Annotated in this window: 20 protein-coding genes; 12 read left to right on the forward strand and 8 right to left on the reverse strand. The window is 57.1% G+C overall.

Annotation, left to right across the window (positions count from 1 at the left end):
* Positions 1-24 precede the first annotated feature (24 nt).
* From rfbB to SH661x_RS01270, 4 genes are all read left to right on the forward strand, one after another.
* Complete coding sequence (rfbB, locus tag SH661x_RS01255; RefSeq protein ID WP_437227248.1) at positions 25-1083, forward strand: dTDP-glucose 4,6-dehydratase; 1059 nt, start codon at positions 25-27, stop codon at positions 1081-1083.
* Positions 1067-1978 carry a dTDP-4-dehydrorhamnose reductase gene (gene rfbD / locus SH661x_RS01260; protein ID WP_437227250.1) on the forward strand — a complete coding sequence of 304 codons (912 nt, stop codon included), beginning with the start codon at positions 1067-1069 and terminating at the stop codon, positions 1976-1978. Before rfbB ends, rfbD begins: the two co-directional genes overlap by 17 nt.
* 206 nt (positions 1979-2184) lie before the next feature.
* Entirely contained in the window at positions 2185-4605 is a 2421-nt protein-coding gene (locus SH661x_RS01265; RefSeq protein WP_437227252.1) for a DUF1592 domain-containing protein, read from the forward strand.
* 25 nt (positions 4606-4630) lie between these two features.
* Positions 4631-5947 (forward strand): DUF1552 domain-containing protein, encoded by a 1317-nt coding sequence (locus tag SH661x_RS01270; RefSeq protein ID WP_437227254.1) that lies wholly within the window; start codon positions 4631-4633, stop codon positions 5945-5947.
* A gap of 111 nt (positions 5948-6058) precedes the next feature.
* Here the strand turns inward: SH661x_RS01270 and SH661x_RS01275 are convergent, their stop codons facing one another.
* The 3 genes from SH661x_RS01275 to SH661x_RS01285 all read right to left on the reverse strand — a co-directional run bounded on the left by SH661x_RS01275 (position 6059) and on the right by SH661x_RS01285 (position 8010).
* Positions 6059-6940 (reverse strand): NlpC/P60 family protein, encoded by an 882-nt coding sequence (locus tag SH661x_RS01275; RefSeq protein ID WP_437227256.1) that lies wholly within the window; start codon positions 6938-6940, stop codon positions 6059-6061.
* Between the two features lie 185 nt (positions 6941-7125).
* On the reverse strand, positions 7126-7686 hold the full coding sequence (locus tag SH661x_RS01280; protein ID WP_437227258.1) for a sugar O-acetyltransferase: 561 nt from the start codon (positions 7684-7686) through the stop codon (positions 7126-7128).
* Positions 7687-7752: 66 nt separating this feature from the next.
* Positions 7753-8010, reverse strand: coding sequence for a DUF1653 domain-containing protein (locus tag SH661x_RS01285; protein WP_437227260.1), 258 nt, complete (start codon positions 8008-8010; stop codon positions 7753-7755).
* A gap of 113 nt (positions 8011-8123) precedes the next feature.
* Between SH661x_RS01285 and SH661x_RS01290 the strand changes: the two genes are divergently transcribed.
* From SH661x_RS01290 to SH661x_RS01300, 3 genes are all read left to right on the forward strand, one after another.
* Positions 8124-8888: a hypothetical protein gene (locus SH661x_RS01290; RefSeq protein WP_437227262.1), complete on the forward strand. Its 765-nt coding sequence runs from the start codon at positions 8124-8126 to the stop codon at positions 8886-8888.
* 183 nt (positions 8889-9071) lie between these two features.
* The gene (locus SH661x_RS01295; protein WP_437227263.1) at positions 9072-9269 is read left to right on the forward strand and encodes a cold-shock protein; all 198 of its coding nucleotides are present in this window, start codon (positions 9072-9074) and stop codon (positions 9267-9269) included.
* A 362-nt stretch (positions 9270-9631) separates the two neighbouring features.
* On the forward strand, positions 9632-9856 hold the full coding sequence (locus SH661x_RS01300) for an RNA-binding S4 domain-containing protein (protein WP_437227265.1): 225 nt from the start codon (positions 9632-9634) through the stop codon (positions 9854-9856).
* Between the two features lie 10 nt (positions 9857-9866).
* Here the strand turns inward: SH661x_RS01300 and SH661x_RS01305 are convergent, their stop codons facing one another.
* From SH661x_RS01305 to SH661x_RS01315, 3 genes are all read right to left on the reverse strand, one after another.
* On the reverse strand, positions 9867-10685 hold the full coding sequence (locus SH661x_RS01305) for a TIM barrel protein (protein WP_437227267.1): 819 nt from the start codon (positions 10683-10685) through the stop codon (positions 9867-9869).
* A 55-nt stretch (positions 10686-10740) separates the two neighbouring features.
* On the reverse strand, positions 10741-11364 hold the full coding sequence (locus SH661x_RS01310; RefSeq protein WP_437227269.1) for a carboxymuconolactone decarboxylase family protein: 624 nt from the start codon (positions 11362-11364) through the stop codon (positions 10741-10743).
* 230 nt (positions 11365-11594) lie between these two features.
* Positions 11595-12137, reverse strand: coding sequence for a peroxiredoxin (locus tag SH661x_RS01315; protein WP_437227271.1), 543 nt, complete (start codon positions 12135-12137; stop codon positions 11595-11597).
* Positions 12138-12278: 141 nt separating this feature from the next.
* On the opposite strand from SH661x_RS01315, the gene SH661x_RS01320 reads away from it, so the two are divergent.
* Entirely contained in the window at positions 12279-13382 is a 1104-nt protein-coding gene (locus SH661x_RS01320) for an FAD:protein FMN transferase (RefSeq protein WP_437227273.1), read from the forward strand.
* 111 nt (positions 13383-13493) lie between these two features.
* Positions 13494-14834: a DoxX family protein gene (locus tag SH661x_RS01325; protein WP_437227275.1), complete on the forward strand. Its 1341-nt coding sequence runs from the start codon at positions 13494-13496 to the stop codon at positions 14832-14834.
* A gap of 137 nt (positions 14835-14971) precedes the next feature.
* Here SH661x_RS01325 and SH661x_RS01330 read toward each other — a convergent pair whose 3' ends face one another.
* Positions 14972-17422 carry an MMPL family transporter gene (locus tag SH661x_RS01330; protein ID WP_437227277.1) on the reverse strand — a complete coding sequence of 817 codons (2451 nt, stop codon included), beginning with the start codon at positions 17420-17422 and terminating at the stop codon, positions 14972-14974.
* Between the two features lie 769 nt (positions 17423-18191).
* Here SH661x_RS01330 and SH661x_RS01335 point away from each other — a divergent pair.
* From SH661x_RS01335 to SH661x_RS01345, 3 genes are read left to right on the forward strand one after another with little or no spacing between them, the layout of a single operon-like run.
* Positions 18192-19430 carry an AI-2E family transporter gene (locus tag SH661x_RS01335; protein WP_437227279.1) on the forward strand — a complete coding sequence of 413 codons (1239 nt, stop codon included), beginning with the start codon at positions 18192-18194 and terminating at the stop codon, positions 19428-19430.
* Positions 19431-19448: 18 nt separating this feature from the next.
* Positions 19449-20168: a YggS family pyridoxal phosphate-dependent enzyme gene (locus tag SH661x_RS01340; protein WP_437227281.1), complete on the forward strand. Its 720-nt coding sequence runs from the start codon at positions 19449-19451 to the stop codon at positions 20166-20168.
* Positions 20165-20500: a DUF167 domain-containing protein gene (locus SH661x_RS01345; RefSeq protein ID WP_437227283.1), complete on the forward strand. Its 336-nt coding sequence runs from the start codon at positions 20165-20167 to the stop codon at positions 20498-20500. The genes SH661x_RS01340 and SH661x_RS01345 overlap by 4 nt, the downstream gene beginning before the upstream one ends.
* Here SH661x_RS01345 and SH661x_RS01350 read toward each other — a convergent pair.
* Entirely contained in the window at positions 20423-20857 is a 435-nt protein-coding gene (locus SH661x_RS01350) for a DUF5658 family protein (protein WP_437227285.1), read from the reverse strand. The two genes, SH661x_RS01345 and SH661x_RS01350, sit on opposite strands and share 78 nt — an antisense overlap.
* Between the last annotated feature and the right edge of the window lie 178 nt (positions 20858-21035).

Raw genomic sequence — 21035 nt, forward strand, 5'->3', positions numbered from 1 at the left:
GGAGATTCGCCGTTGAAATCGTCCATGAAAATTCTGGTCACAGGTGGTGCCGGCTTCATCGGATCAGCGGTCATTCGCTATCTGATTCAGAACACGGATCACGAAGTCATCAATCTCGACAAGCTGACGTACGCAGCCAATCTCGAGAATCTGAAGTCCGTCGATCAGTCAGCCAGATATCAGTTCATTCAGGCGGACATCTGCGACGAATTTCTGATGAAGGACCTGTTCGCTGATCAGCAGCCGGACGCTGTCATGCATCTGGCTGCTGAAAGCCATGTCGACCGCTCGATCGACGGGCCTCGTACCTTCCTCGAAACGAATATCCTGGGGACATATTCCTTACTGCAGGCTGCGAGACTTCTATGGAAGACCTGGCCGACGGAGAAACAGCAGACGTTTCGCTTTCTGCATGTCTCCACGGATGAAGTTTATGGATCACTGGGAGCAGAGGGATATTTCACCGAACAGACCGCTTACGCTCCCAACTCACCTTATTCCGCGAGCAAGGCGTCGTCGGACATGCTGGTGCGGGCCTGGTATCACACGTTCGGTCTGCCAACGGTGATCAGCAACTGCTCGAACAATTATGGACCGTGTCAGTTTCCCGAGAAGCTGATCCCCGTGATCATCTTGAATGCATTGAAAGGTCAGCCCCTGCCGGTCTACGGGACTGGACAGAATGTTCGCGACTGGTTGTACGTCGAGGACCATGCTGTCGCACTCTACCGGATCCTGTGTGATGGGACCGTGGGCGAGACATACAACATCGGAGGTCACAATGAGAAGAAGAATCTCGACCTGGTTCAGGACATCTGTGCGATTCTCGATCGGCTCCTTCCCGATGCCCCTTCTGTCCCGCACGCCAACCTGATTACGTTCGTCACGGATCGTCCCGGACATGACCAGCGCTACGCCATCGACGCGTCCAAGATCGAACAGGAACTCGGTTGGAAACCCTCTTTAACGATCGAAGAAGGACTGGAGAAGACGGTTCGGTGGTACCTGGAAAACCGGGACTGGTGGCAAGGGGTGCTTGATCGGGGATTCAATCACGGGCAGCGTCTTGGAACAGCAGGCTGAACAGATGCTGATCCTCTTTGGCAAACATGGTCAGGTGGCCACAGAGCTGATCAAAGCAGCTGACATCGCCCGCATTCCTCTTCATGCGTACTCCAGCGCTGAAGTTGATTTCCGGAATCCGACTTCCATTCAGGACATCCTGAATACGGCTCCCGCCGGAAGCGTGGTGATCAATGCTGCTGCCTACACTCAGGTCGATCTTGCCGAATCCAATCCGGATGAAGCGCTGCAGATCAATGGGACCACACCCGTCCTCATCGCCCGGACGTGCCATCAGCGAGGCTTCAAATTCATTCACATCTCGACGGACTATGTCTTCTCCGGCGAAAAGAATGGTGCGTACTCCGAGGACGATCCCCCCTCGCCGCTGGGAGTCTACGGCAGTACCAAACTTGCTGGCGAGACCGGCATCCTGCAGGAGTGTCCTGAGTCTGTGATCCTCCGCACCTCGTGGGTCTTCAGCGCACATGGCAAGAACTTCGTGAAGACAATGCTCAGGCTTGGCAAGGAACGCAGTGAGCTTTCGGTCGTCGCGGATCAACAGGGAGGACCGACTTCGGCAGCCTCCATCGCGCGGGCCTGTCTGGAGATTGCCAGCCAGATCAAAGACAGTCCCACCGCGTCATCGAAATGGGGGATTTACCACTATAGCGGTGCGCCCGCGACAACATGGCACGGGTTTGCGTCTGAGATCTTTCGTCAATCCGGGCTCGACGTGAAAGTGAATCCGATCACGACCGCTGACTATCCCACTCCTGCTCGACGACCCGCCAATTCCGTCCTCAACTGCGAGAAGATCCAGGCGAACTTCGGGATCTCGCAGCCAGACTGGAAACAGGACTTGGCAGCAGTCCTGCATCAGATAGACGCTTCTCCCTTTGTATCGAACCAATAAGGATTTCAGGTTTTCCCCAAGCTCACGGAAATCGGTTTCGAGTCCCCCTCCGTCAGCAATAAAATTGACCGGCAACCTTCTTTCCCGGTAAGATGGAGAGTCCGAACGGCCTGGTCCAGCCCGCCCGATCAACACCCCGCCACAGGTTTTCACTGCTGAAATCCCCAGATCAGCTTCGTGAAGACCACTCGAATCGGTGAACAGCAATGTCCCGTGAACAGTCCACCCTGGTGTTTGAATTCCGCCTCGCGCGGATTCTCCGCTGTTTGACCATGACGGCTGTTGTCGGGATCCCACTTCTCTCATCCGATTCTGGCCTCTCTCTGGCGGACGACGCACCGGCTGCTCCGCATGACACCCTGGCCAAAGGGGCCGAGATCTATGCCAACCTGTGTGCGAAATGCCATGGTCCCGCCGGCGAAGGGACATCGGACTACCCGACTGGGCTGACCGGAGACAAGTCGATCCCGGAACTCGCCCGGCTGATTGATGAAACCATGCCGGAAGGGGAGCCGGAACTCTGTTCAGCGGAAGAAGCCAAGGCTGTCGCGGAGTACATCCACGAGACGTTTTATTCTCCGCTGGCCCAGGAACGAAATCGGCCGGCGACCGTCGAATTCTCCCGTCTGACGGTGCGGCAATTCGAAAACTCTGTCACCGATCTGTACGCCAGTTTCCGCGGAGGTCCGAATCAATCAAAGGAGCAGGGACTGAAGTCCAGCTACTACAACCTGCGCTGGTTCGACAAAAGCAAACTGGTCTTCGAGCGCGTGGAACCGACTGTCAACTTCGACTTCGGGTCGAAGAAGCCTGAAGGTTTCCCGGAAGAGCCGGACAAAGAGAAACGGGCGTCTGACGACATCCACGATGATCAGGAGTTCTCAATTGCCTGGAGTGGCAGTCTGCTTGCTCCGGAGACCGGCGACTACGACCTGATCGTGGAATCCGAGAACGGAGTTCGACTCTACCTGAACGATCATCACACTCCGCTGTGTGATGCCTGGGTCAGTTCCGGGACCGAGAAGATCCATAGCAACACGATTCATCTTCTCGGTGGCCGACGCTATCCGCTGCGATTGGAATTCTTCCGCTACAAGCAGCCGACAGCGTCAATCCGGTTGAAATGGAAACGGCCCGGCCGACCGGAAGAAGTGATCCCCGCGCGATTCCTGTTCGCAGAAATGACACCCCCCCTGTTTGTCTTCACGACCGCGTTCCCTCCTGATGATCGCAGCGTCGGTTACGAACGCGGAAACTCGGTTTCCAAGGGTTGGCAGGATGCTGTCGTGCAGGCGAGCCTCGAAACGGCAGATGATATTGCCAGTCGTCTGAATTCACTCGCTGGAATCGGCGAAAACGACACTGAAGCAGGCGCAAAGGTCAAAGCGTTCTGTCAGAAGTTCGTCGAACGAGCCTTCCGCCGACCGCTCACCCCGGAAGACGTCGCAAAGTATATCGACACTCCGCTTGCGAATGTGCCATCCGATATCGGCGTCAAGCGGGTCGTGCTGCTCACGCTGATGTCGCCGAAATTCCTCTATCGCGAGCACGGACTTCATCAGTTCGACAGCTACGCGATGGCCTCGTGGCTGTCGTACACCTTGTGGGACTCGATCCCCGATCAGCCGCTGCTGGAGGCTGCTGCAAGAAATGAACTGCAGACCCGCGAGCAGGTGTCCGCTCAGGTCGACAGAATGCTGGATGACCCCCGCAGCCTGTTCAAGCTGTCCCAGTTCTTCCGGCAATGGCTCCGGCTGGATCACATGCCGGAGATCGTCAAGAACCAGGATGCTTACGCGGGTTTTGACGCTGCTTTGGTCGCTGATCTGCGAAGCTCCCTCGAATTGTTTCTGGATGAGTTGCTGCGAAGCCCCGAAGCAGATTTCCGCCAGCTGTTTCTGGAAGATTCGATGTACATGAATGGAAGCCTGGCCCGCTTCTACGGTGCCGAACTGCCGGCCGAGACCGATTTTCAGAAGGTGACATTCCAGCCCGACCTGCGAGCCGGTGTTCTCACTCACCCGCTGCTGCTCTCCGGATTCGCCTATGATCAAGAAAGCTCTCCGATTCACCGTGGCGTGTTCATTGCCCGCAGCCTTCTCGGCCGCCGCCTGAAACCACCCCCGGAAGCGGTCGCCCCTCTGGCTCCGGATCTGCACGCTGGATTAACGACCCGCGCGCGGGTGTTGTTGCAGACCAGCCCGAACTCCTGCCAGACATGTCATTCGATGATCAATGATCTGGGATTTTCGCTGGAACACTTTGACGCTGCCGGTCGATACCGACTCAATGACAAAGACCAACCTGTTGACGCTCAGGGAGGATATCTGAACAAGGACGGGACCGAAGTTTCGTTTGTCGGCTCGCGGGAGCTGTCGGAATTTCTGGTCGCTTCGCCCGAGGTCCATGAAGCATTCACCGAACAGTTGTTCCAGTACACGATCCGCCAGCCGATCCGAGCTTTTGGCGAAGACGAACTTCCTCGACTCACAGCCCATTTTGCCCAAGAGAACTTCAATATTCGTCGCCTGCTCAAAGAGATTGCCATCGACTCTGCGATGAAGATGCGGGAGATCGAAGAGCGTGCACCTTCCACGGCAGCCGCCCCAGCAGGCCCATCCAACTGAACACCGCATTCTGGAGATCAATTCCATGACTCACACAACCTCTCGTCGAGAGTTCCTGCGAAACCTCGGCATGAGCGCTGCGGCGTTCCCGTTTATCTGCAATCTTCCCAGCCTCGGCTTCGAAAATTCGCAGACCCGCAAGCAGCGGCTGATCATCATGTTCAGCCCCAATGGAGTGGTGCGGAAAAACTTCTGGCCTGACGACGCTGGCGAACTTGCAGACTTCAAAGAAATTCTGGCTCCGCTGGCCCCGTTCCGCGACCGCACACTCGTGCTCAACGGTGTCTGTGACAAGATCCGTGGGGACGGCGATAATCATATGCGCGGGATGGGCTGCCTGCTCACTGGCATTGAACTGTTCCCGGGCAATATCCAGGGTGGTTCAGACACTCCCGCTGGATGGGCGAGCGGAATTTCCATCGATCAGGAGATCAAGAACTACCTGCAGTCCAGACCGGAGACTCAGACCCGGTTCGGCTCGCTGGAATTTGGAGTCGTGGTCCCCGAGCGTGCGGACACCTGGAGCCGCATGGTCTATGCAGGTCCGAATCGACCCGTCGCACCGATCGACAATCCCTATCAGATGTTCAAGAAGCTGTATGGGGGCATGAAAGATCAGGAAAGTCTCAAGAGCGTCCTGGATCTCGTCTCGGCCGACCTGAAGAAAGTGGAATCGGTCGTGAGTGCAGCTGACCAGAAGCTGCTTCAGGAACATGCCAGCTTCGTGCGGCAGATCGAAGAAGAAATTGCAGCCTCGCAGAAGAATCCCCTCACGCACGAAATTCCCCAGCTTGACCCGGGCGTTGTGGTCGCGAACGACAATCTGCCACAGCTCGCACGCATGCAGATCGATCTGATGGTCAACAGTCTGGCAGCAGATTTCACCCGGGTGGCGACTCTGCAGTTTACGCAGTCGGTGGGACAGGCACGCATGAAGTGGCTGGACATCGATGAGACCCATCACACGCTGTCACACGAACCCAACAGCAACGAAGACGCGCAGGAGAAGCTGACCAAGATCAATCGCTGGTACTGCGAGCAGCTGGTTTATCTGGTCCAGAAACTGGCTGACACACCGGAGCCGGGCGGCGAAGGGACACTGCTCGACAATACGACCGTCGTCTGGACGAACGAGCTCGGTGAAGGAAACTCCCACACGCTCAACAACATTCCGTTCGTGCTGGTGGGGAACGGTCTGAACTTCAAAATGGGTCAGTCCCTGAAGTTCAACTCGGTCCCGCACAATCGACTGCTGATGTCGCTGGCCCACGGCATGGGACACCATCTCACGCAGTTCGGCAATGCAGAGTTCTGCAAAGAGGGACCGTTGAGTCTGAGTTGATCGCTTCTGAAATGACCATCAGAGCACGAAGCGTCAGCGAGTACATTTTCACGCGTCAATGCGGAATGCACTTGCTCACGCAGCGTGCTCTGAGTATCTCAATGCGGAACACTACTCGTCGACAAAAACGCGAAGTGCGTGGCTCGCACTGTGGCTGTACCAGGAGCCTTCGCGGAACGGGCGAAGATGAATCCCGCAGGGAATTTTGTTCCCTTCACTGTCTTTGACTTCGCCCCCGTGGCTGTCGATGATCAACGGAGTCTCGTCCGTCGACCGACCGATCGACCCGACCCAGAGCACCACGTGGCTGATGTTGCCGACGTCGCTGCGAATGAACAGCAGGTCCCCCGTCCGGAGTGTCTGCACACGTTCCTGATAGGATTCGGGGAGTTCAATTCTCTGCAGCGGCGTGACCCGTTCCCGACCCGGCCCCTCGACCGACTGCTGCTCTGACTGATGCTTCACTTCGGTGTTGAATCTCAAGCCGAATCCCTGATTGAAGACGAAACCGGTGAAGTTGCTGCAGTCGACTCCGCGGCCGTTGTGCCCGACGCACGATTCCTTCCAGGGCCATTCGCGAGGGGGATCCCAGTCGGGGATATGGTGATGCTGATAACCGTATCCGAGAAACCGCATGGCGACCGCGATCACCCGTTCCCGTTTGGCCTCTGTGCTCCACTGTTCGATCCCCGGAACGGGGGGATAGTGCCGCGCCACCGGACCCCAGGAGCCCCAGCGTTCTCGCACCCGGCGCGAGTACCACTCCTCGTGCGGAACCTCCGCTTCAAAGCGAAAGTTTCCCCGTTCCGACTCTTTCAGATCCGCGATCAGCTCTTCGCGCGGCGTTGTGAACTCGACCCGGTACGGGGTGCGGTATTCGCTTCGCTCACCCTGTTCGATCTCTTGAGCATTCGCAGCAGAGATGGCGGTGAAGGTACCGCCCAGGACGATCAGGATTGTTGCCCACTTCTTCAGCAGATGACATCGCAGCATGCGGGACCTCTTGTTGTCCGACGAGTTCTTGGAGGCAGCTTCGGTTCAGCAGTTTTTCAGAATCACTCAGCGCGCAGTTTGATCGCAGCGAGAACAAAGATATGTCACGAATCCCGGAGCCGGAGGACAAAAATCTGTCGAAGTGAGACTTTCGAGCGTCGCACGCCGTTTTTGTCCTTTGACTCTCAATCTTCCACGATTTCCCGCAGGACCCGGCAGGGGTTCCCGGCTGCGACCACACCTTCCGGGATGTCCCTGGTCACAACACTTCCCGCCCCAATGACGGAACGGGAACCGATGGTGACCCCCGGACAGAGAATCGCTCCGCCCCCCACCCACACGTCCGACCCGACGGTGATGGGCCCACCGAATTCCTGTTTCCGTCTCAACTCGGCCGACAGCGGATGTGTGGCGGTGTAGATCTGAACGGCGGGACCAAACAGCGTGTGATCCCCGATGGTGACGGGACAGACATCCAGAATCACACAGTTGAAATTGAAAAAGACTTTCTTGCCGAGGAGGATGTGAGCACCGTAATCACAGTAAAACGGAGGCTGCATCCAGACGGTGTCCCCTCCGCTGGCAAAGAGTTCGACCAGCAACTCCCGACGGCGATCCACCTCGTCTTCACCGGTCTGGTTGATCTCCCGGCACAGCTGTCTCGCCCGATTCCGCATTTCGACCAGCTGGGGATCCATCGGGTCGTAGAGCTCGCCCGCGAGCATTCGGTCACGTTCCCCTGACATGGTGATTCTCCGGCGTTTCTCAATGAGGCGAGTCTGACTCGAACCGATCTGCCGCTGCCGACCCTGCTATGCAGGCCCCAGATATTCAAAGCGGGCCACGTTCTTGCCGTCGACTTCCACCTGTTCCACGAACATCACCAGGGGACGCACCCACAGGCCCCGCTCACCGTACTCCGGACGATAGACCACCAGCTCCTCCAGGGTCTCGCTATGGCGGGCCACATCAACCACCAGATATTCGTTCCCCTTGTAGTGACGGTAACGTCCCCGCTTCAGATCAATACTCAGTTGCGAAGGGGTAAGTTCGGTTTTTTTCTTCAGCATCTCTTTTCCGGATCTTTCTGGGGTCTCGCGGCCGGGCGGCTTCCTCTTTGCCTGTTCCGGATCATCGCTTAAGATTGTCGTCTTGACCACCACGATGGATCTTGGCGGATCGCATGAACGTCTCTCCCCTGTTGCAGCACCTCGAACAGACCCGCATCACTCGCGGGCAGATCCGTGAATGGCAGCGCGAAATTCAGCGCACGCTCCTGACCGAGTCCCGTGTGATCGACGCTGCCAACTTCACGCAATTTCATCCCGCGGACCTGCAGCGTCTTTTCGACCTGTATGACAGTTACTTTTTCGCGGGCAATTGTCGTCAGCAGCTGGGAAAGACCCCGCTGAAGTTCCGCATCTCCAGCCGGATGACCTCCGCGGGAGGAAAGACGACCCGTTTTTCCCGTCGTTCTATGCCGAACGAGCGTTCTTACGAAATTACCATCTCATCGACGCTGCTGTTCCAGACATTTCGTGATGTGAAGCGAACGGTCCGTGTCACCGGGCTGGAGTGCCGCAGCCGGATTGAAGCACTCCAGCGGATCTTCGAACACGAACTGATCCATCTGATCGAGATGCTGGTGTGGGAGGATTCGAACTGCTCCGCCCAACGGTTCCAGTCGATCGCAGCCGAGAGATTCGGTCACACAGAACACCGGCACGCTCTGGTGACACCGCGGGAACGGGCCTCGACGCAGTTCGGCCTGAAGCCGGGGACCCGAGTGGCATTTCGAATGGACGGAACCGAGTACGTGGGGATCGTCAATCGCATCACCAAGCGGGCAACCGTACTGGTGGAGGATCCGCGTGGCCAGCCGTATTCCAACGGCCGTCGCTACTCGAAATTCTATGTGCCGTTCGAGTTGCTCCGTCGCGTGTCCTGAAGGAAATCCGATTTCGCCGGGGGTTTTCAGACTCTCCAGGAGCATCTGGAAAACGTCAATTCTCGCTGTTGCGTTGACCAACCATTGCGATCAGGTCAATATCACGCAGTCCGGTGATCGCACCTCAAAATCGTTTTGTTGGGCAACATCGCACCCAGACGTTCAGCAGGAAGAAGATTGAAGATGGCCGAAGGCACAATCAAGAAAATGACAGACAAGGGTTTTGGGTTCATCGACACCGGGAAGGGGAGCGACCTGTTCTTCCATTCTTCCAACCTGGACGGCGTTCGTTTCGAACAGCTCCATGAAGGACAGCGGGTCTCTTTCACAGAAGGCCGCGGCCCCAAGGGGCCACGTGCTGAAAACGTGAAGCCTGTTTAGTGCAGTGCGCTGAATCAGCATCAACAGCCGGCGAGAGCGCCGGCTGTTTTTATTCAGAGTCAAAGGACAAAAGCGGTGTGCGACGCTGGTATGCTGCACATCAAGAAGGTTTTGTCCCCCGGCTCTAGAGCGGTTTTGCAAAAGATCTATCGCGTTCCGCAGGCGATAATTTGGACTTTCATGCGATGAGAATACTGAATCGCCTGCACATGATAGACCAAACTGGTCTAAAGCGAATCTCACGAAGGTGTGGCGTTCCGGCGGCGATAAACACAGATTTCGAGCACTGAATTCCCCAGAATCGCCGCCACACTCCCCTGAGACAGGGGCTCTGAATCTCGTCCGTCCAGGAGACTGCATCCGTGTCCGGTGATTTCCCTTCCCCCGAGCCCCTTCGGCTGGATCAGTTTCTAAAGCTCACCGGCCTGACCGGCACAGGAGGCCAGGCGAAGATTCTGATTCAGGCGGGCGAGGTCAAAGTGAACGGCGAGATCGAACTGCGACGCCGACGCAAATTGAAAACGGGCGACGTCGTGGAACTCGACGGTGAGAGCTTCACTGTCGAGGATGCCTCTTCGCCGGATTAACATCTCTGTTTCATCGGCCAAAGACGTGCCGGAAGGTCTGCATCGTCTGAGCGGCTGCCTGCTCCGAATCCGGCCACGGAAAAGCTTCTGCGGAAACGTATCCCTGATAATCGATCTCGTGCAGCGCAGAAACCACGGGGCTGAAGTCGAGATGTCCGCATCCCGCTGGTCGACGGTTCGAATCGACGAAGTGCACGTGCCCGATGTACTTCCCCCCTGCTCGAAGACCGTCCGCGATCGATGTCTCTTCGATATTCATGTGAAACAGGTCTGCCAGCAGCAGGACATTTTCGATTCCTCGCTGCTGCAGGAAATCGACCCCTTCTTGCTGGGTGTTGCAGAGGTTGGTTTCATATCGATTCAGCGGTTCGTAGATCAGTGGTACGCCGTACTCGCTCGCAACCTGCCCCAGGATCTGCAGCGAGTCTGCCAGAAGATTCAGTGTGTTCACTTTGCCGATTTCCGGCTTCCAGCGTCCCTGCATCGATCCAATGATCGCCGGTGCACGGAATTCGCCGCCAAATCGAATCATCTTTTTGACGAACTCGATCGCTGCGGATCTCCGACCTTCATCCGGATCGCTCAGGCTCAGCTGATGAACCACCATTCCGGCTCCGGTCCCGACAGCTGCAACACCTTGTCCGGAAGACTTCAGCAGAGCGTGCAGTTCGGGGACAGGGACGGCATCGGGGCCAGGCAGAAAGAGCTCGACAGCGTCGAAGCCGAGTGCCTGTGACCGTTCGATCGCAGCAGGGAGATCATCCCAGTAAACGAACGGACCGCCTCGCGCTTCCTGAACCAGACTGACCGTCACTGCCGATTTGATCATGAACGGGCCCTGCATGTCTGTGTCGTTACGTGAGATGAAATCGTGTCAACAGTGTTCAAGACGCAGCGTTTAAGAACTGAATCCCCGCGTACATTGTGGCTGCACATTGAATGGCTTCGAGCATCTGCTCATTGCTGAGCCCGAGGTCTTTTCCTTTGGTGACGTGCCCGGAAGTACAGGGCTTGCAGGCATTGATATCGCTGATGACGATGTTAATCAGCTCGACCGTCTTATGGTCGAGGGACGTATTTGTGAACATATGCGCCCGCAGTCCGACTCCCATGCCGTCGAACAACGTCGAACCGCTCAGATCACGGAACTTAAAGAACGTGTTGTACATATAATTCGTCGCTGTGACAGCGAGAATCTCAGCCACCTGCTCAGCCGTCCATCCCAGGGACTGGCAGCGGGCGAAGAAGAAGTCGAGCCATGGCCCGCTCTTGCCGTGCGATGCGACTGCCAGTCCGATCGCTGCCTTCGACTTCGCATCCAAAGCTCCATCGGTATACACGAACTTCTTGAAGTTCATGTAGAAGTCCCGAAGGAATGGCTCCACATTGCCATAAATCAGGAAGGGGGCAGGAATCTCTTCACTGCCGAACATCTCCTGAACACGCGCGTACTGCTGGGCCACCTTCTCGGAAGCCTGAGCAACGGGAATTGGGAGCAATCGAGACAAGGGATTCTCCGATGTTCTGAAACACGGAAGTGCGCTTCAGATTTGCATGACTGACTGAACAGCAGTGTTCAGAAAACATCTTCACCACGGAGTCACTGAGAGACGGAGAGACTGAAACGACTTTCGTAAAGCCTTAGTCAGCTCCGTGCCTCTGTGTCTCCGTGGGAAATCAGCTGAGTGCGAGACTGCCGAGAGCGGCCTCGCAAACATCGACATTAGACCAAACCGGTTTAGTTCAGCGTCTTTTCGCCGGACTTCCAGTTGCATGGGCAGAGCTTGTCGGTCTGCAGCGCGTCCAGGACGCGGAGGACTTCATCCACATTGCGACCGACGCTCAGGTCGTGCACTGCCGACCAGCGGACGGTGCCGTTGGGATCGATCAGGAAAATACCTCGATAGGCGATCCCGGCATCTTCTTTCAGCACGCCGAAATCACGAGCGAGCTTGTGAGTCGTGTCGGCGAGCATGGGGTACTTGAGTTTCGCCAGATCCGCGTGGGAATCACACCACCCCTTGTGGGAGAAAACGCTGTCCGTGCTGGCGGTCAGAACAGCACAATCACGGTCTTCGAATTCACCCAGCTTGTCGTTGAAGGCAACGAGTTCCGTCGGGCAGACGAACGTGAAGTCGAGCGGGTAGAAGAACAGGCAGATCCACTTCCCTTTGTAGTCTTCCAGGCTCAGGTGCTTGAACTGGTCGTCTGTACCGTCTTTGGTGCGATCGTACGCCTGAAGGGAAAAATTGGGAGAGGGCTGGCCAACTTGTGCGCTCATGAGGCTGCTTTCTGGTATTTTGACTGGTTACGCGTGCGCGGAAATTTTCGCCGCCCCGAAGTATAGACGGCAGGATCGGTTGTTCAAGGAGTGGCCGGAACAGCCCTCTTCACGACCTCCCACATTTCCATCCGAGCCCCGATGAGCGAATCGGCAGACTCCAATCGACGTGAATTTCTCACCGGCAGAGCCGCCCAGCGGGCGCTGCGACATCGGGCGGATGAGATCACCGACGCCATTCTCGATGGGGAAGAGGCCAGAGTCCCTCCCAAGGGATCAGACACCGTTCGACTGGAGACGCGGGCCATGGCCTGTCAGTGGGCTGTGGTGATGAACCCCGGACTTCCCCGTCAGGTGATGGTCGCTTCAGACGCGTTGGACTTCGTCCACGATGTTGAAGATCAGCTCACCGTTTACAGAGACAACAGTGAAATCGCCCGCATCAACCGGCTGGCGGCCACCGCTCCGCAAGTCGTTGCTCCCGACCTGCTTGAGTTTCTGCTCCGCTGCCGGCAACTCTGGGAAGAGACCGACCAGGCCTTCGACCCAGCCATGGGAGCTTTGATCCGCATCTGGCGCGAGGCCCGCCAGAATTCCAGCGTCCCAGAGCAGGAGACGATCGATCAGGCACTCCGATGTACCGGGATGCAGCACGTCCATCTCGACTCCATCAACAGCTCGATTTCGTACGATGTGGCAGGGTTGAGCCTCGACTTCGGAGCGATCGGAAAGGGATACGCGGTCGATCGTGCGGCTCGACACCTGCAGTTTGAAGAGGTCGAGGATTTCATCGTGCATGGCGGGCACAGCAGCATGTACGGGCAGGGGAATCATGGAGGCCACATCGGATGGCCGGTCGGGATCAAGAACCCCCTGTTCACCGAGAAGCGATACGCGACAATCCTGCTGCGCAATCAGGGGATGGCGACCAGCGGGTCGAATGTCCAGTTTTTCAGGCACGGCGGGAAGCGATACGGACATATCGTCGATCCACGCAATGGATGGCCTGCACAGGGGTTACTGTCAGTCACCGTGCTTGCAGCTGACGCGGCGACCGCGGACGCACTGTCGACCGCATTCTACGTGATGGGACTCGACAAGGCCCGGCGGTATTGCGATGATCATCCGGACGTAGGGGCGATCCTGATCCCCCTGCCAGAGTATGGTCGAGAGCTCACGCCCATCGTCTGTAATCTGCCCGCGGAACAATTCTTCTTCGAGAAAGAAGAGTCCGTGGAGTCCTGAACGTGGACCCCCGTCTGTCGGCATTCCCCCATTGAGGCCGGTTCAGACGCTGGAACCCTCCCCGGATCCCGCCCCAGGCGACGACATTATAGAGTGCATTGAGGATATATCGTGAAAGACCTGCGCCGAGTCTCGGGAGTGGCCATTCTGTTGATCGTCCTGCTGCGAATGTCGATCGGATGGCAGTTTCTGTACGAAGGTCTGTGGAAACGGGCCACTCTCTCGACCCCGAATCCCTGGACGTCGGAAGGGTATCTGAAAAACGCTCAGGGACCGCTGCGGAACTACTTCCGAGACATGACCGGCGACCCGGATGACCTGAAGTGGCTCGACTATTCCGAAATGAGTCGCCGCTGGTACGCCTGGCGGGACCGCTTCGCAAAGCACTACAAGCTCGATGAAAAGCAGCTGCAGGAACTGAACCGGAAGCTGGATGGATCCGAGGAAGAAGACACTGCCCCGGATGCCCTCCCTCCCACACGCAAGCTCAGCCAGAAACTGGCCGAACTCCCGCAATCGGTCACTGACCCGAAAAAGCTGGAGCCAGCATTCAAGTACGACGGGGAGGCAAAAGTCCTGACCGCTGTTCTTCCTGTTCTTCCAAGCGAAGAGGCTGCCGCACTTTCCCTGGTGGACGTCGAACGCAAACCAGATGGGACGTTTGTCAAGAAATCCGATCCCGAGCAGAAAGCGGATCAGACTGAGGCGAACTTCTACGCGGCTGTCGTGAAACTGGCTTCGGATTCGCGACAACTCTCTTTCCGACACCAGCTCGCTGGAGCGCTACGAGGGAACCCTGAGAATGCCGGGGTTTCCGGAGCAACCAATGACAAAGGCTCCATCGACATCGTCATGGGAACAACTCTTCCTGAGGATGCTGGCGAGAAGAAGCACGTTGTCCGGTACGGTAAGATTCAGGAATACAAGGATCTGGTCGAAGACTACAACAGAGCGATCGACAAAGCCGCGATGGACTACCAGTACGATCACGCTGCCATGCTGGGCAAAAAACTGGCGATCATGCGCAGCGAACTCGTCGGCCCGATCAAATCCCTGGAAAATTCCCTGAAGGACGCTGCAATCAAGCTGCTCACGCCCGAACAGCTGAAGTCCGGAGCAGCCCCGGCTGAAGAAACGCCGCTTGCCAAGTCCGACCGGCAGGTGATGTGGGGACTGATCATTCTCGGATCACTGTTGATCATCGGATTCTTCACGCGACTGGCCGCTCTCGGCGGCGCGGTCCTCCTGATGATGTTCTATCTCGTGATGCCCCCCTGGCCGGGCGTCCCCCCGGTCCCCGGCCCGGAACACAGCTTCATCGTCAACAAGAATCTGATCGAATGCATCGCGCTGCTGGCGATTGCAGCTCTTCCCACCGGCACATGGTTCGGACTCGATGCCCTCTTCTACACCCTGTTTCGTAGAAGCAAAAAGCACCCGGCAAAGGCTTGATCACGCAGAACTGAATTGCGATCGCCACGCACAGTCAGTCTGTGGCGAAGCGACTGCAGTTCAAAGATTTCACGCCCCCCCATAAGCCCGGCGAAAGCATTCGCCGGGACCCCGTCATAGTGACTTTCGACAGACGGTTAAGGACGATGATCCCCAGCGGGGTCGGAGGCTTCCTTCCGCCGCGCCCGCCATGCCAGGTAGGCTGGAACGAGAATTGGGCGGACGATCATGGTGTCGAGCAGCACGCCGAACGCCAGCGAAAATCCCAGCTGATTCATGCGTGCCAGTTCACCTCCCACCACCAGCGAGCAGAACGTTCCGGCCATGATCAGTCCGCAGCTGGTGATGATCGACGCCGTCTGCACGATGGCGTGTTTGACGCTGCCGACCGGTCCATGATTCTCGCGCTCTTCGTGGACACGCGTGACAAGGAAGATGTTGTAATCCTGCCCGACCGCCACGAGGATCGTGAACAGGAACGTCGGCACGGTCCAGTCGAGTCCACCGAAATCATCCGGGTCCAGCGCCAGGAACACCAGGTACGCCACTCCCAGAGTGCAGAGGAAGCTGAAAATCACAGTTGCCATCAGGTAGACGCTGTCCGCCGGGCTGCGAATGAGAATCAGCAGCACGACAAACACTGCCAGAGTCACCAGCACGATGATGCGGACGCGGTCCGAACCGGCGATCACCTGCAGGTCGCGGATGCTGGCAGTCGATCCGATCAGATAGAATTTGCCCTGCTTGAGTTGCTCGGGCATGTTGGCCTCCAGATAGGACTGAAGGGACCTGATCTTGTCGATGCTGTGCCGGGAAAACGGATCCCCATCCAGCACCAGATCGACTCGCGTGACATGGCTGCCGGTCTCGGTCTTGCCGCCGAGATAGTATTCCGCTGCTCCGGTTCGCTGAGCATTTCTGCGAACGATCCGCCCCAGCACGCCGCTGGCCTGGGGAGCCTGAGCGAACTCATGATGCTCACCCAGCGGACGGACGACGCTGCGAATGTCATCGATATGCAGTTCCCGTTGATTCTTGCGAAGGTCGTCCGTTAGTTCACGAATCAGCGACTGTCCCGCGCTGCTGCCGAAATCAATGTCAGGTTGCTCGATCACCAGCGTGGTCGGTCCGGTGAGTCCTTTGGAAAAGTAATGTGAAACCAGCTCGGTTCCGACGACGCTGGGAACGTTGTTTCGCAATTCGCCAATCAACCCGTAGCTGACGTGGTCATAACACCACCATCCGACAATGGAGAACGGGAGCATGCACAGCACTGTCCCGACCCAGGCACGGACAGGATACCGCGTGATTCGATCCGCCAGCGTTTCCCAGAATTTGTGTGATTCAGAATGGAACGTGATTCGACGGATGAACTGGCTGAACGGTCCCACCTTCTGCGTGCGGAACTCGACCCCGTGCTGCGGCATCTCGGGCCAGAACGTGTATCGCCCCATGACGCGAAGAATGGCTGGGGTGAAGGTCATTGCAGCGCACCAGATCACGAACAGGCTGAACGCGATGCTGATCCCCGCCTGATGAAACTTGCCGAACGTCGCAAAGATCATCATTCCAATTCCGAAGATGACCGTTCCGGCCGCGGCCGTCACAGCGGGCCCGACCCCTTCCATCGTGCGTGTGACCGCTTCTTCCACAGTTCCGCGTCTCTGGATTTCCTCATGGAATCTGGAAGTCAGAAACATGGAGAAGTCGACCCCGGCTCCGTAGGCCACCACCACCGTGTAAACCTGAATCCCCTCGAACATCCCGATCCACTTCGCCTGAGCCGCCGCAGCCAGCAGGCTCATGGAAACCTCCAGCGCCACCGTCAACGTCGCCAACGGGACGAGCACCGGAAGTGGAGCCCGGTAAACCATGAACAGCAGGACCACAATCAGGATCAGCGTCCAGTTCTTCACAGCATCGGCACTGCGTTCCTGTGCCTCGCCCATGTCCCGACCGACCAGAGCACTTCCGCTGTAGGCGTATTTCAGGTCTTTGGGGAACAGTCCTTCCTTCTCCAGGGACTTCATCACCTCTTCGACAGCAGCCACCGGTCGGCGGATCTCCTGCCCCATGAAGTCCATATTCAGATCGACGATCACCAGGGCTGCCTGATCGTCCCGACTGATCAACAGCTTACCGATCTCCCGGCTGCCGGGGGTGCGAACACTTGTGATCTCCGGATAGGTGACCGCCTGCTTTTGATCCGCCTCAGCTTTCTCCGCAGCCTGTTCGGGAGTGTTCTCGCTTAATTCGCGGTCTTCCGCAGTCGGCGGCATCAAGCTCTGCAGACGCGGTTTCAGAACGTCTTCAATGAACGTGAAATCTTCGGTAGTCATCTTCTGGTCATTGTTGCTCGCCAGCACAATGACAATGCTGCTCCCCAGGAGGTCTTTCGGGAACGCCTGCTGAAAGAGCTTTTCTCCCAGGCGCGTGGGCGCGGAGTCGGGCAGGAAGTTGAATTCGCCCGGCTCAGTCACCGACTTGACCGGGGGCGTCGTGTTTCGCAGCACAACCACCGCAGCCACCCAGAAAAGCAGAACCCACAGCCAGTTTCGCGAAACGAAATGCCCCAGTCGCCCATACATCTGAATCAATTCTCGCTGAAGTGGTCGAACAAGATTGGTGTGAACGGACCGGCGCAGCCCCGCGACGATCAATGCTGCCCGTGAAGCCAGCTTTCAAATTCCCGTTAGTGTGACAACTTTTTGCAGGATGCCAATGGGGAGAGTGCGTGCAAGTCGTTTGAGCGTCAAGAAAACCGGCAATGATCTGGCTGGCTTGCGACCATTTCGGCACGTCGCGGGACTGCGCCGGAAGCTGGGGAATCTGGGGAACCCGAAACTCGTCCGCATCAAACACGAGAAGCCGAGTGATCTCTCAGGTCACCCGGCTTCTCTATGTGATTCACGATGTGAAAATCGACAGGAGGTGCCCTTTCTCAAGGGGCGGTGGACTCCTCAATTCGACCTGCGACTTTCGTCGGCAGGCTCTCAATCACCGGAAAACCCTTTATGCAGTCCCCGTGCCGAGGCACCCTGAGACGGAGACAGTTGTCGCTCGTAAGATCCGTCCTAGAAATATTTTGAGAGAATTTTCAAGAAAGTTGATCCACCTCAGGGCCCTCGTCGTTGCTGTAAAAAATGCAAAGCAAACCAGCACCCGTTTGAAAGATCTACCAAGAAACGAGCCTCGTGCGCGACAACCTCGGACCGGGCAGGAGGGGAAGAAAAACGATTCTCGCCTTCGCTTCCGTTCCCTGGAGATGGACGAAATACTTCCTGAGTCGCTGGTGTCTCCGGAATTGAATGTCAGCACGAGATCGAAACCGCACCTCCCTCAAGATTGGGTCAGTTCATGCGCAATATGCCTCGTCTGGTTTCAATGGCGGTGCTGCTCCTGTTCATCGTGATTCTGGGGATGACCTTTTTCCGGGTCGTGGCTCCCTTCGCCCTCCCCCTCTTCCTGGCGGCCATGACCGCCATCGTCTGCCAGCCGGTTTACCGGTACTTCCTCCGTCGCACGAAAAACAACGTTCCACTGGCAGCGGGACTGACAACTCTGGGGGTTCTTGCAACCGGATTGGTGCCGCTGCTCCTCGGGGTGCTGATCTCTTCGCTGCAGCTCTACACCTTCGCCTCGCAGCTGGATCAGGAATCTGTCAAACCAGTGGTCAATAACGTCGTCCATTGGACTGTCGACCATGCCAACCGCTACCTGCCTGAAGAGAATCAATTGAAGGTGGCAGAGGTCGCCCAGAACTTTTCCGCCTGGCTGCGCACGTCGCTGACGGAAATTGGCGACAAGTCACTGGGGAATGCAGCGGGGACGACCATCGGGATGCTGAAGGGGGCTGCCGGTTTCGTCGTCAAACTGGCGATCGGCCTGATCATGTTCTCGATCGCTCTGTATTACTTCTTCGCGGATGGAACCAAGCTGATCGCCGCAGGAGAATCACTCGTCCCGGTCAATATCGATTATCAGCGGGAGATGCTCGATGAGTTCAGCAAGGTGGTGCGATCGGTCGTGATCGCGACATTCCTCGCTGCCCTGTCGCAAGGACTGGCCACCACCCTGGCCATCGGAGTGCTGGGGTTTCACCATCTCGTGGCATTATTCGCGCTGGCAACCTTCGGAGCCCTGATCCCGCTGATGGGGACCTGGCTCGTCTGGATGCCGTGTGCGATCTGGCTGTACTCACATGGCAGCCCCGTTCAAGCGACAATCCTTGTTCTTTACTGCATCATCTTTGTCGGCCTCATCGACAACCTGATTCGCACCTATGTTCTGAATTCCAACACCAAGCTGCATCCGCTGCTTGCCTTCATCAGCGTGCTGGGGGGAATTGAAGCGATGGGGCTGTGGGGAGTTTTCATCGGCCCGATTGTCGCCTGCTGCCTGCACGCACTCGTAAAAATCTTTAATGTCGAACTCCGTCAGCTCTCGCGCGATCGCTTTCAGTTGGATTCGACACCGGTCCCCGCGCTGGCAGGTGTCGACACCCCCATTGCTTCAATTTCCGAAGATCCTTCAGGGGGAGTGCCGAAGACTCCCGCTGCCGTTTCAGCAATCAGCGGTGATTCCCCCAGCGAGTGACAGGCCCGTTTCAGCACGATGAACAAGCCCGACGAAATCAAGTCGCGATTACAGGTGAATCTGGCGCAGCTGCACAGCCGGATCGCGGCAGCCTGTGCCATGGCGGGGCGAGACGCCACGTCCGTGCAGCTGGTCGCTGTCACCAAAACGGCCACGGTCCCTATCATCGAGTCACTCATTCAGTGTGGTGAAAAGCATCTGGGAGAGAATCGACCGCAACAACTCATCGAACGTGCCCGGAGTCTCGTCACCTCCTCCGATCTGCAGTGGCATCTGATCGGTCAGTTGCAAGCCAACAAAATCCGCAGCGTCCTGCCCCACGTCACACTGATTCATTCCGTCGACTCCCTGAAACTGCTGCAGCGAATCGGGAGAATCGCTTCAGAGCTGCAACTCTTCCCGAGGGTCCTGTTACAGGTCAACATCTCCGGGGAAGAATCCAAGAGCGGCTTCAGTGCGGATCAGTTGAGAACTCAGTGGGAAGAACTATGCGAAGTCGAATCGGTCCAGCTTGCGGGACTGATGACCATGGCTCCCCTGACGGAAGAGACTGACGTCATCCGTCAAACTTTTCGAGGGCTCCGGGAGTTGCGGGACGAACTTCAAGCGAACGGTTCAAACGTCGAACTTCGAGAACTTTCCATGGGGATGAGTCACGATTTTGAGATCGCGATTGAAGAAGGGGCAACCCTGATTCGCGTGGGGAGTCTGATCTTTGAAGGGTGCCTCCCCTCATGATTCCCGTGGACCTGAAGTCGACTCCTCAGGGGATTCTCCTGCCGGTACACGTGCACGCCGGAGCCAGGCGGAACCAGATTCACGGTGTGCATGACGGGCGGCTGAAAATCTCTGTCACACAGGTGGCAGAGCAGGGCAAAGCAAACCTGGAGATTCAGCGATTGCTGGCGGAATCTTTAGGGATCGCCAAAGCTCAGGTGGAACTGCAATCCGGGAAGACATCATCCCGAAAGGTCTTTCGCCTGACAGGCATTTCACTCCCCCAGCTCGAGCAATGCATCGTGAAAGTGATCGACGGGGGGAAGTCCTCCATGGACCACCATCAGCCGTAGGCTGTAGAAGACGACGATCGCGATGACAACGGTGCTGCCATTCAAAAGCCAGCGCGCGGTGCGGGGCTTTTCGAGGACGACAATCTGGGCGATCCCGCAGACCAGAGTGACCAGTGCCAGCTTGTAGAAGAGAAGTCCCCGGACGGGCCCCCACCCTTCCAGGAACCAGTTGGCAATCGGATTGTGCTCCTTAGCAATGTGCAGATAGAGCAAATAGTACGTCGCGAAGTAGTCGAGCACATTCATCAGGATGAAAGCACTCGTCTCGGTCTCCAGCGGAAGCTGATTCCGAAACAATCTGTAGAGCAGCGATTTCCGAGACGTATCGGTTTTGGGCTCGCTGGGACTCGAAACCATGGGATCGCTCACGACAGATTGGTCCGGGTAATGAAGGAATTCTGACTGAATTTTAGGGGACGTCCGCCTGAAATGGGGAGGCCTGAGTGAGCGGGATCCCCAGACTGACGAAAAAGGCGATGAAATTTGCGTGGAACCCTGAAGTCGACAGGCTCTCAGCGTCCCGCCAGACATGAAT

Source organism: Planctomicrobium stercoris (genome assembly GCF_051465655.1).
In the GTDB taxonomy this organism is placed as follows: domain Bacteria; phylum Planctomycetota; class Planctomycetia; order Planctomycetales; family Planctomycetaceae; genus Planctomicrobium.

Excerpts from the sequence above, each read along its gene's own strand:
- rfbB (WP_437227248.1), top strand. The coding sequence starts at position 25 with ATGAAAATTCTGGTCACAGGTGGTGCCGGCTTCATCGGATCAGCGGTC.
- SH661x_RS01265 (WP_437227252.1), top strand. The coding sequence starts at position 2,185 with ATGTCCCGTGAACAGTCCACCCTGGTGTTTGAATTCCGCCTCGCGCGG.
- SH661x_RS01270 (WP_437227254.1), top strand. The coding sequence starts at position 4,631 with ATGACTCACACAACCTCTCGTCGAGAGTTCCTGCGAAACCTCGGCATG.
- SH661x_RS01275 (WP_437227256.1), bottom strand. The coding sequence starts at position 6,940 with ATGCTGCGATGTCATCTGCTGAAGAAGTGGGCAACAATCCTGATCGTC.
- SH661x_RS01280 (WP_437227258.1), bottom strand. The coding sequence starts at position 7,686 with ATGTCAGGGGAACGTGACCGAATGCTCGCGGGCGAGCTCTACGACCCG.
- SH661x_RS01285 (WP_437227260.1), bottom strand. The coding sequence starts at position 8,010 with ATGCTGAAGAAAAAAACCGAACTTACCCCTTCGCAACTGAGTATTGAT.
- SH661x_RS01290 (WP_437227262.1), top strand. The coding sequence starts at position 8,124 with ATGAACGTCTCTCCCCTGTTGCAGCACCTCGAACAGACCCGCATCACT.
- SH661x_RS01295 (WP_437227263.1), top strand. The coding sequence starts at position 9,072 with ATGGCCGAAGGCACAATCAAGAAAATGACAGACAAGGGTTTTGGGTTC.
- SH661x_RS01305 (WP_437227267.1), bottom strand. The coding sequence starts at position 10,685 with ATGATCAAATCGGCAGTGACGGTCAGTCTGGTTCAGGAAGCGCGAGGC.
- SH661x_RS01315 (WP_437227271.1), bottom strand. The coding sequence starts at position 12,137 with ATGAGCGCACAAGTTGGCCAGCCCTCTCCCAATTTTTCCCTTCAGGCG.
- SH661x_RS01320 (WP_437227273.1), top strand. The coding sequence starts at position 12,279 with ATGAGCGAATCGGCAGACTCCAATCGACGTGAATTTCTCACCGGCAGA.
- SH661x_RS01330 (WP_437227277.1), bottom strand. The coding sequence starts at position 17,422 with ATGTATGGGCGACTGGGGCATTTCGTTTCGCGAAACTGGCTGTGGGTT.
- SH661x_RS01335 (WP_437227279.1), top strand. The coding sequence starts at position 18,192 with ATGCGCAATATGCCTCGTCTGGTTTCAATGGCGGTGCTGCTCCTGTTC.
- SH661x_RS01340 (WP_437227281.1), top strand. The coding sequence starts at position 19,449 with ATGAACAAGCCCGACGAAATCAAGTCGCGATTACAGGTGAATCTGGCG.
- SH661x_RS01345 (WP_437227283.1), top strand. The coding sequence starts at position 20,165 with ATGATTCCCGTGGACCTGAAGTCGACTCCTCAGGGGATTCTCCTGCCG.
- SH661x_RS01350 (WP_437227285.1), bottom strand. The coding sequence starts at position 20,857 with ATGGTTTCGAGTCCCAGCGAGCCCAAAACCGATACGTCTCGGAAATCG.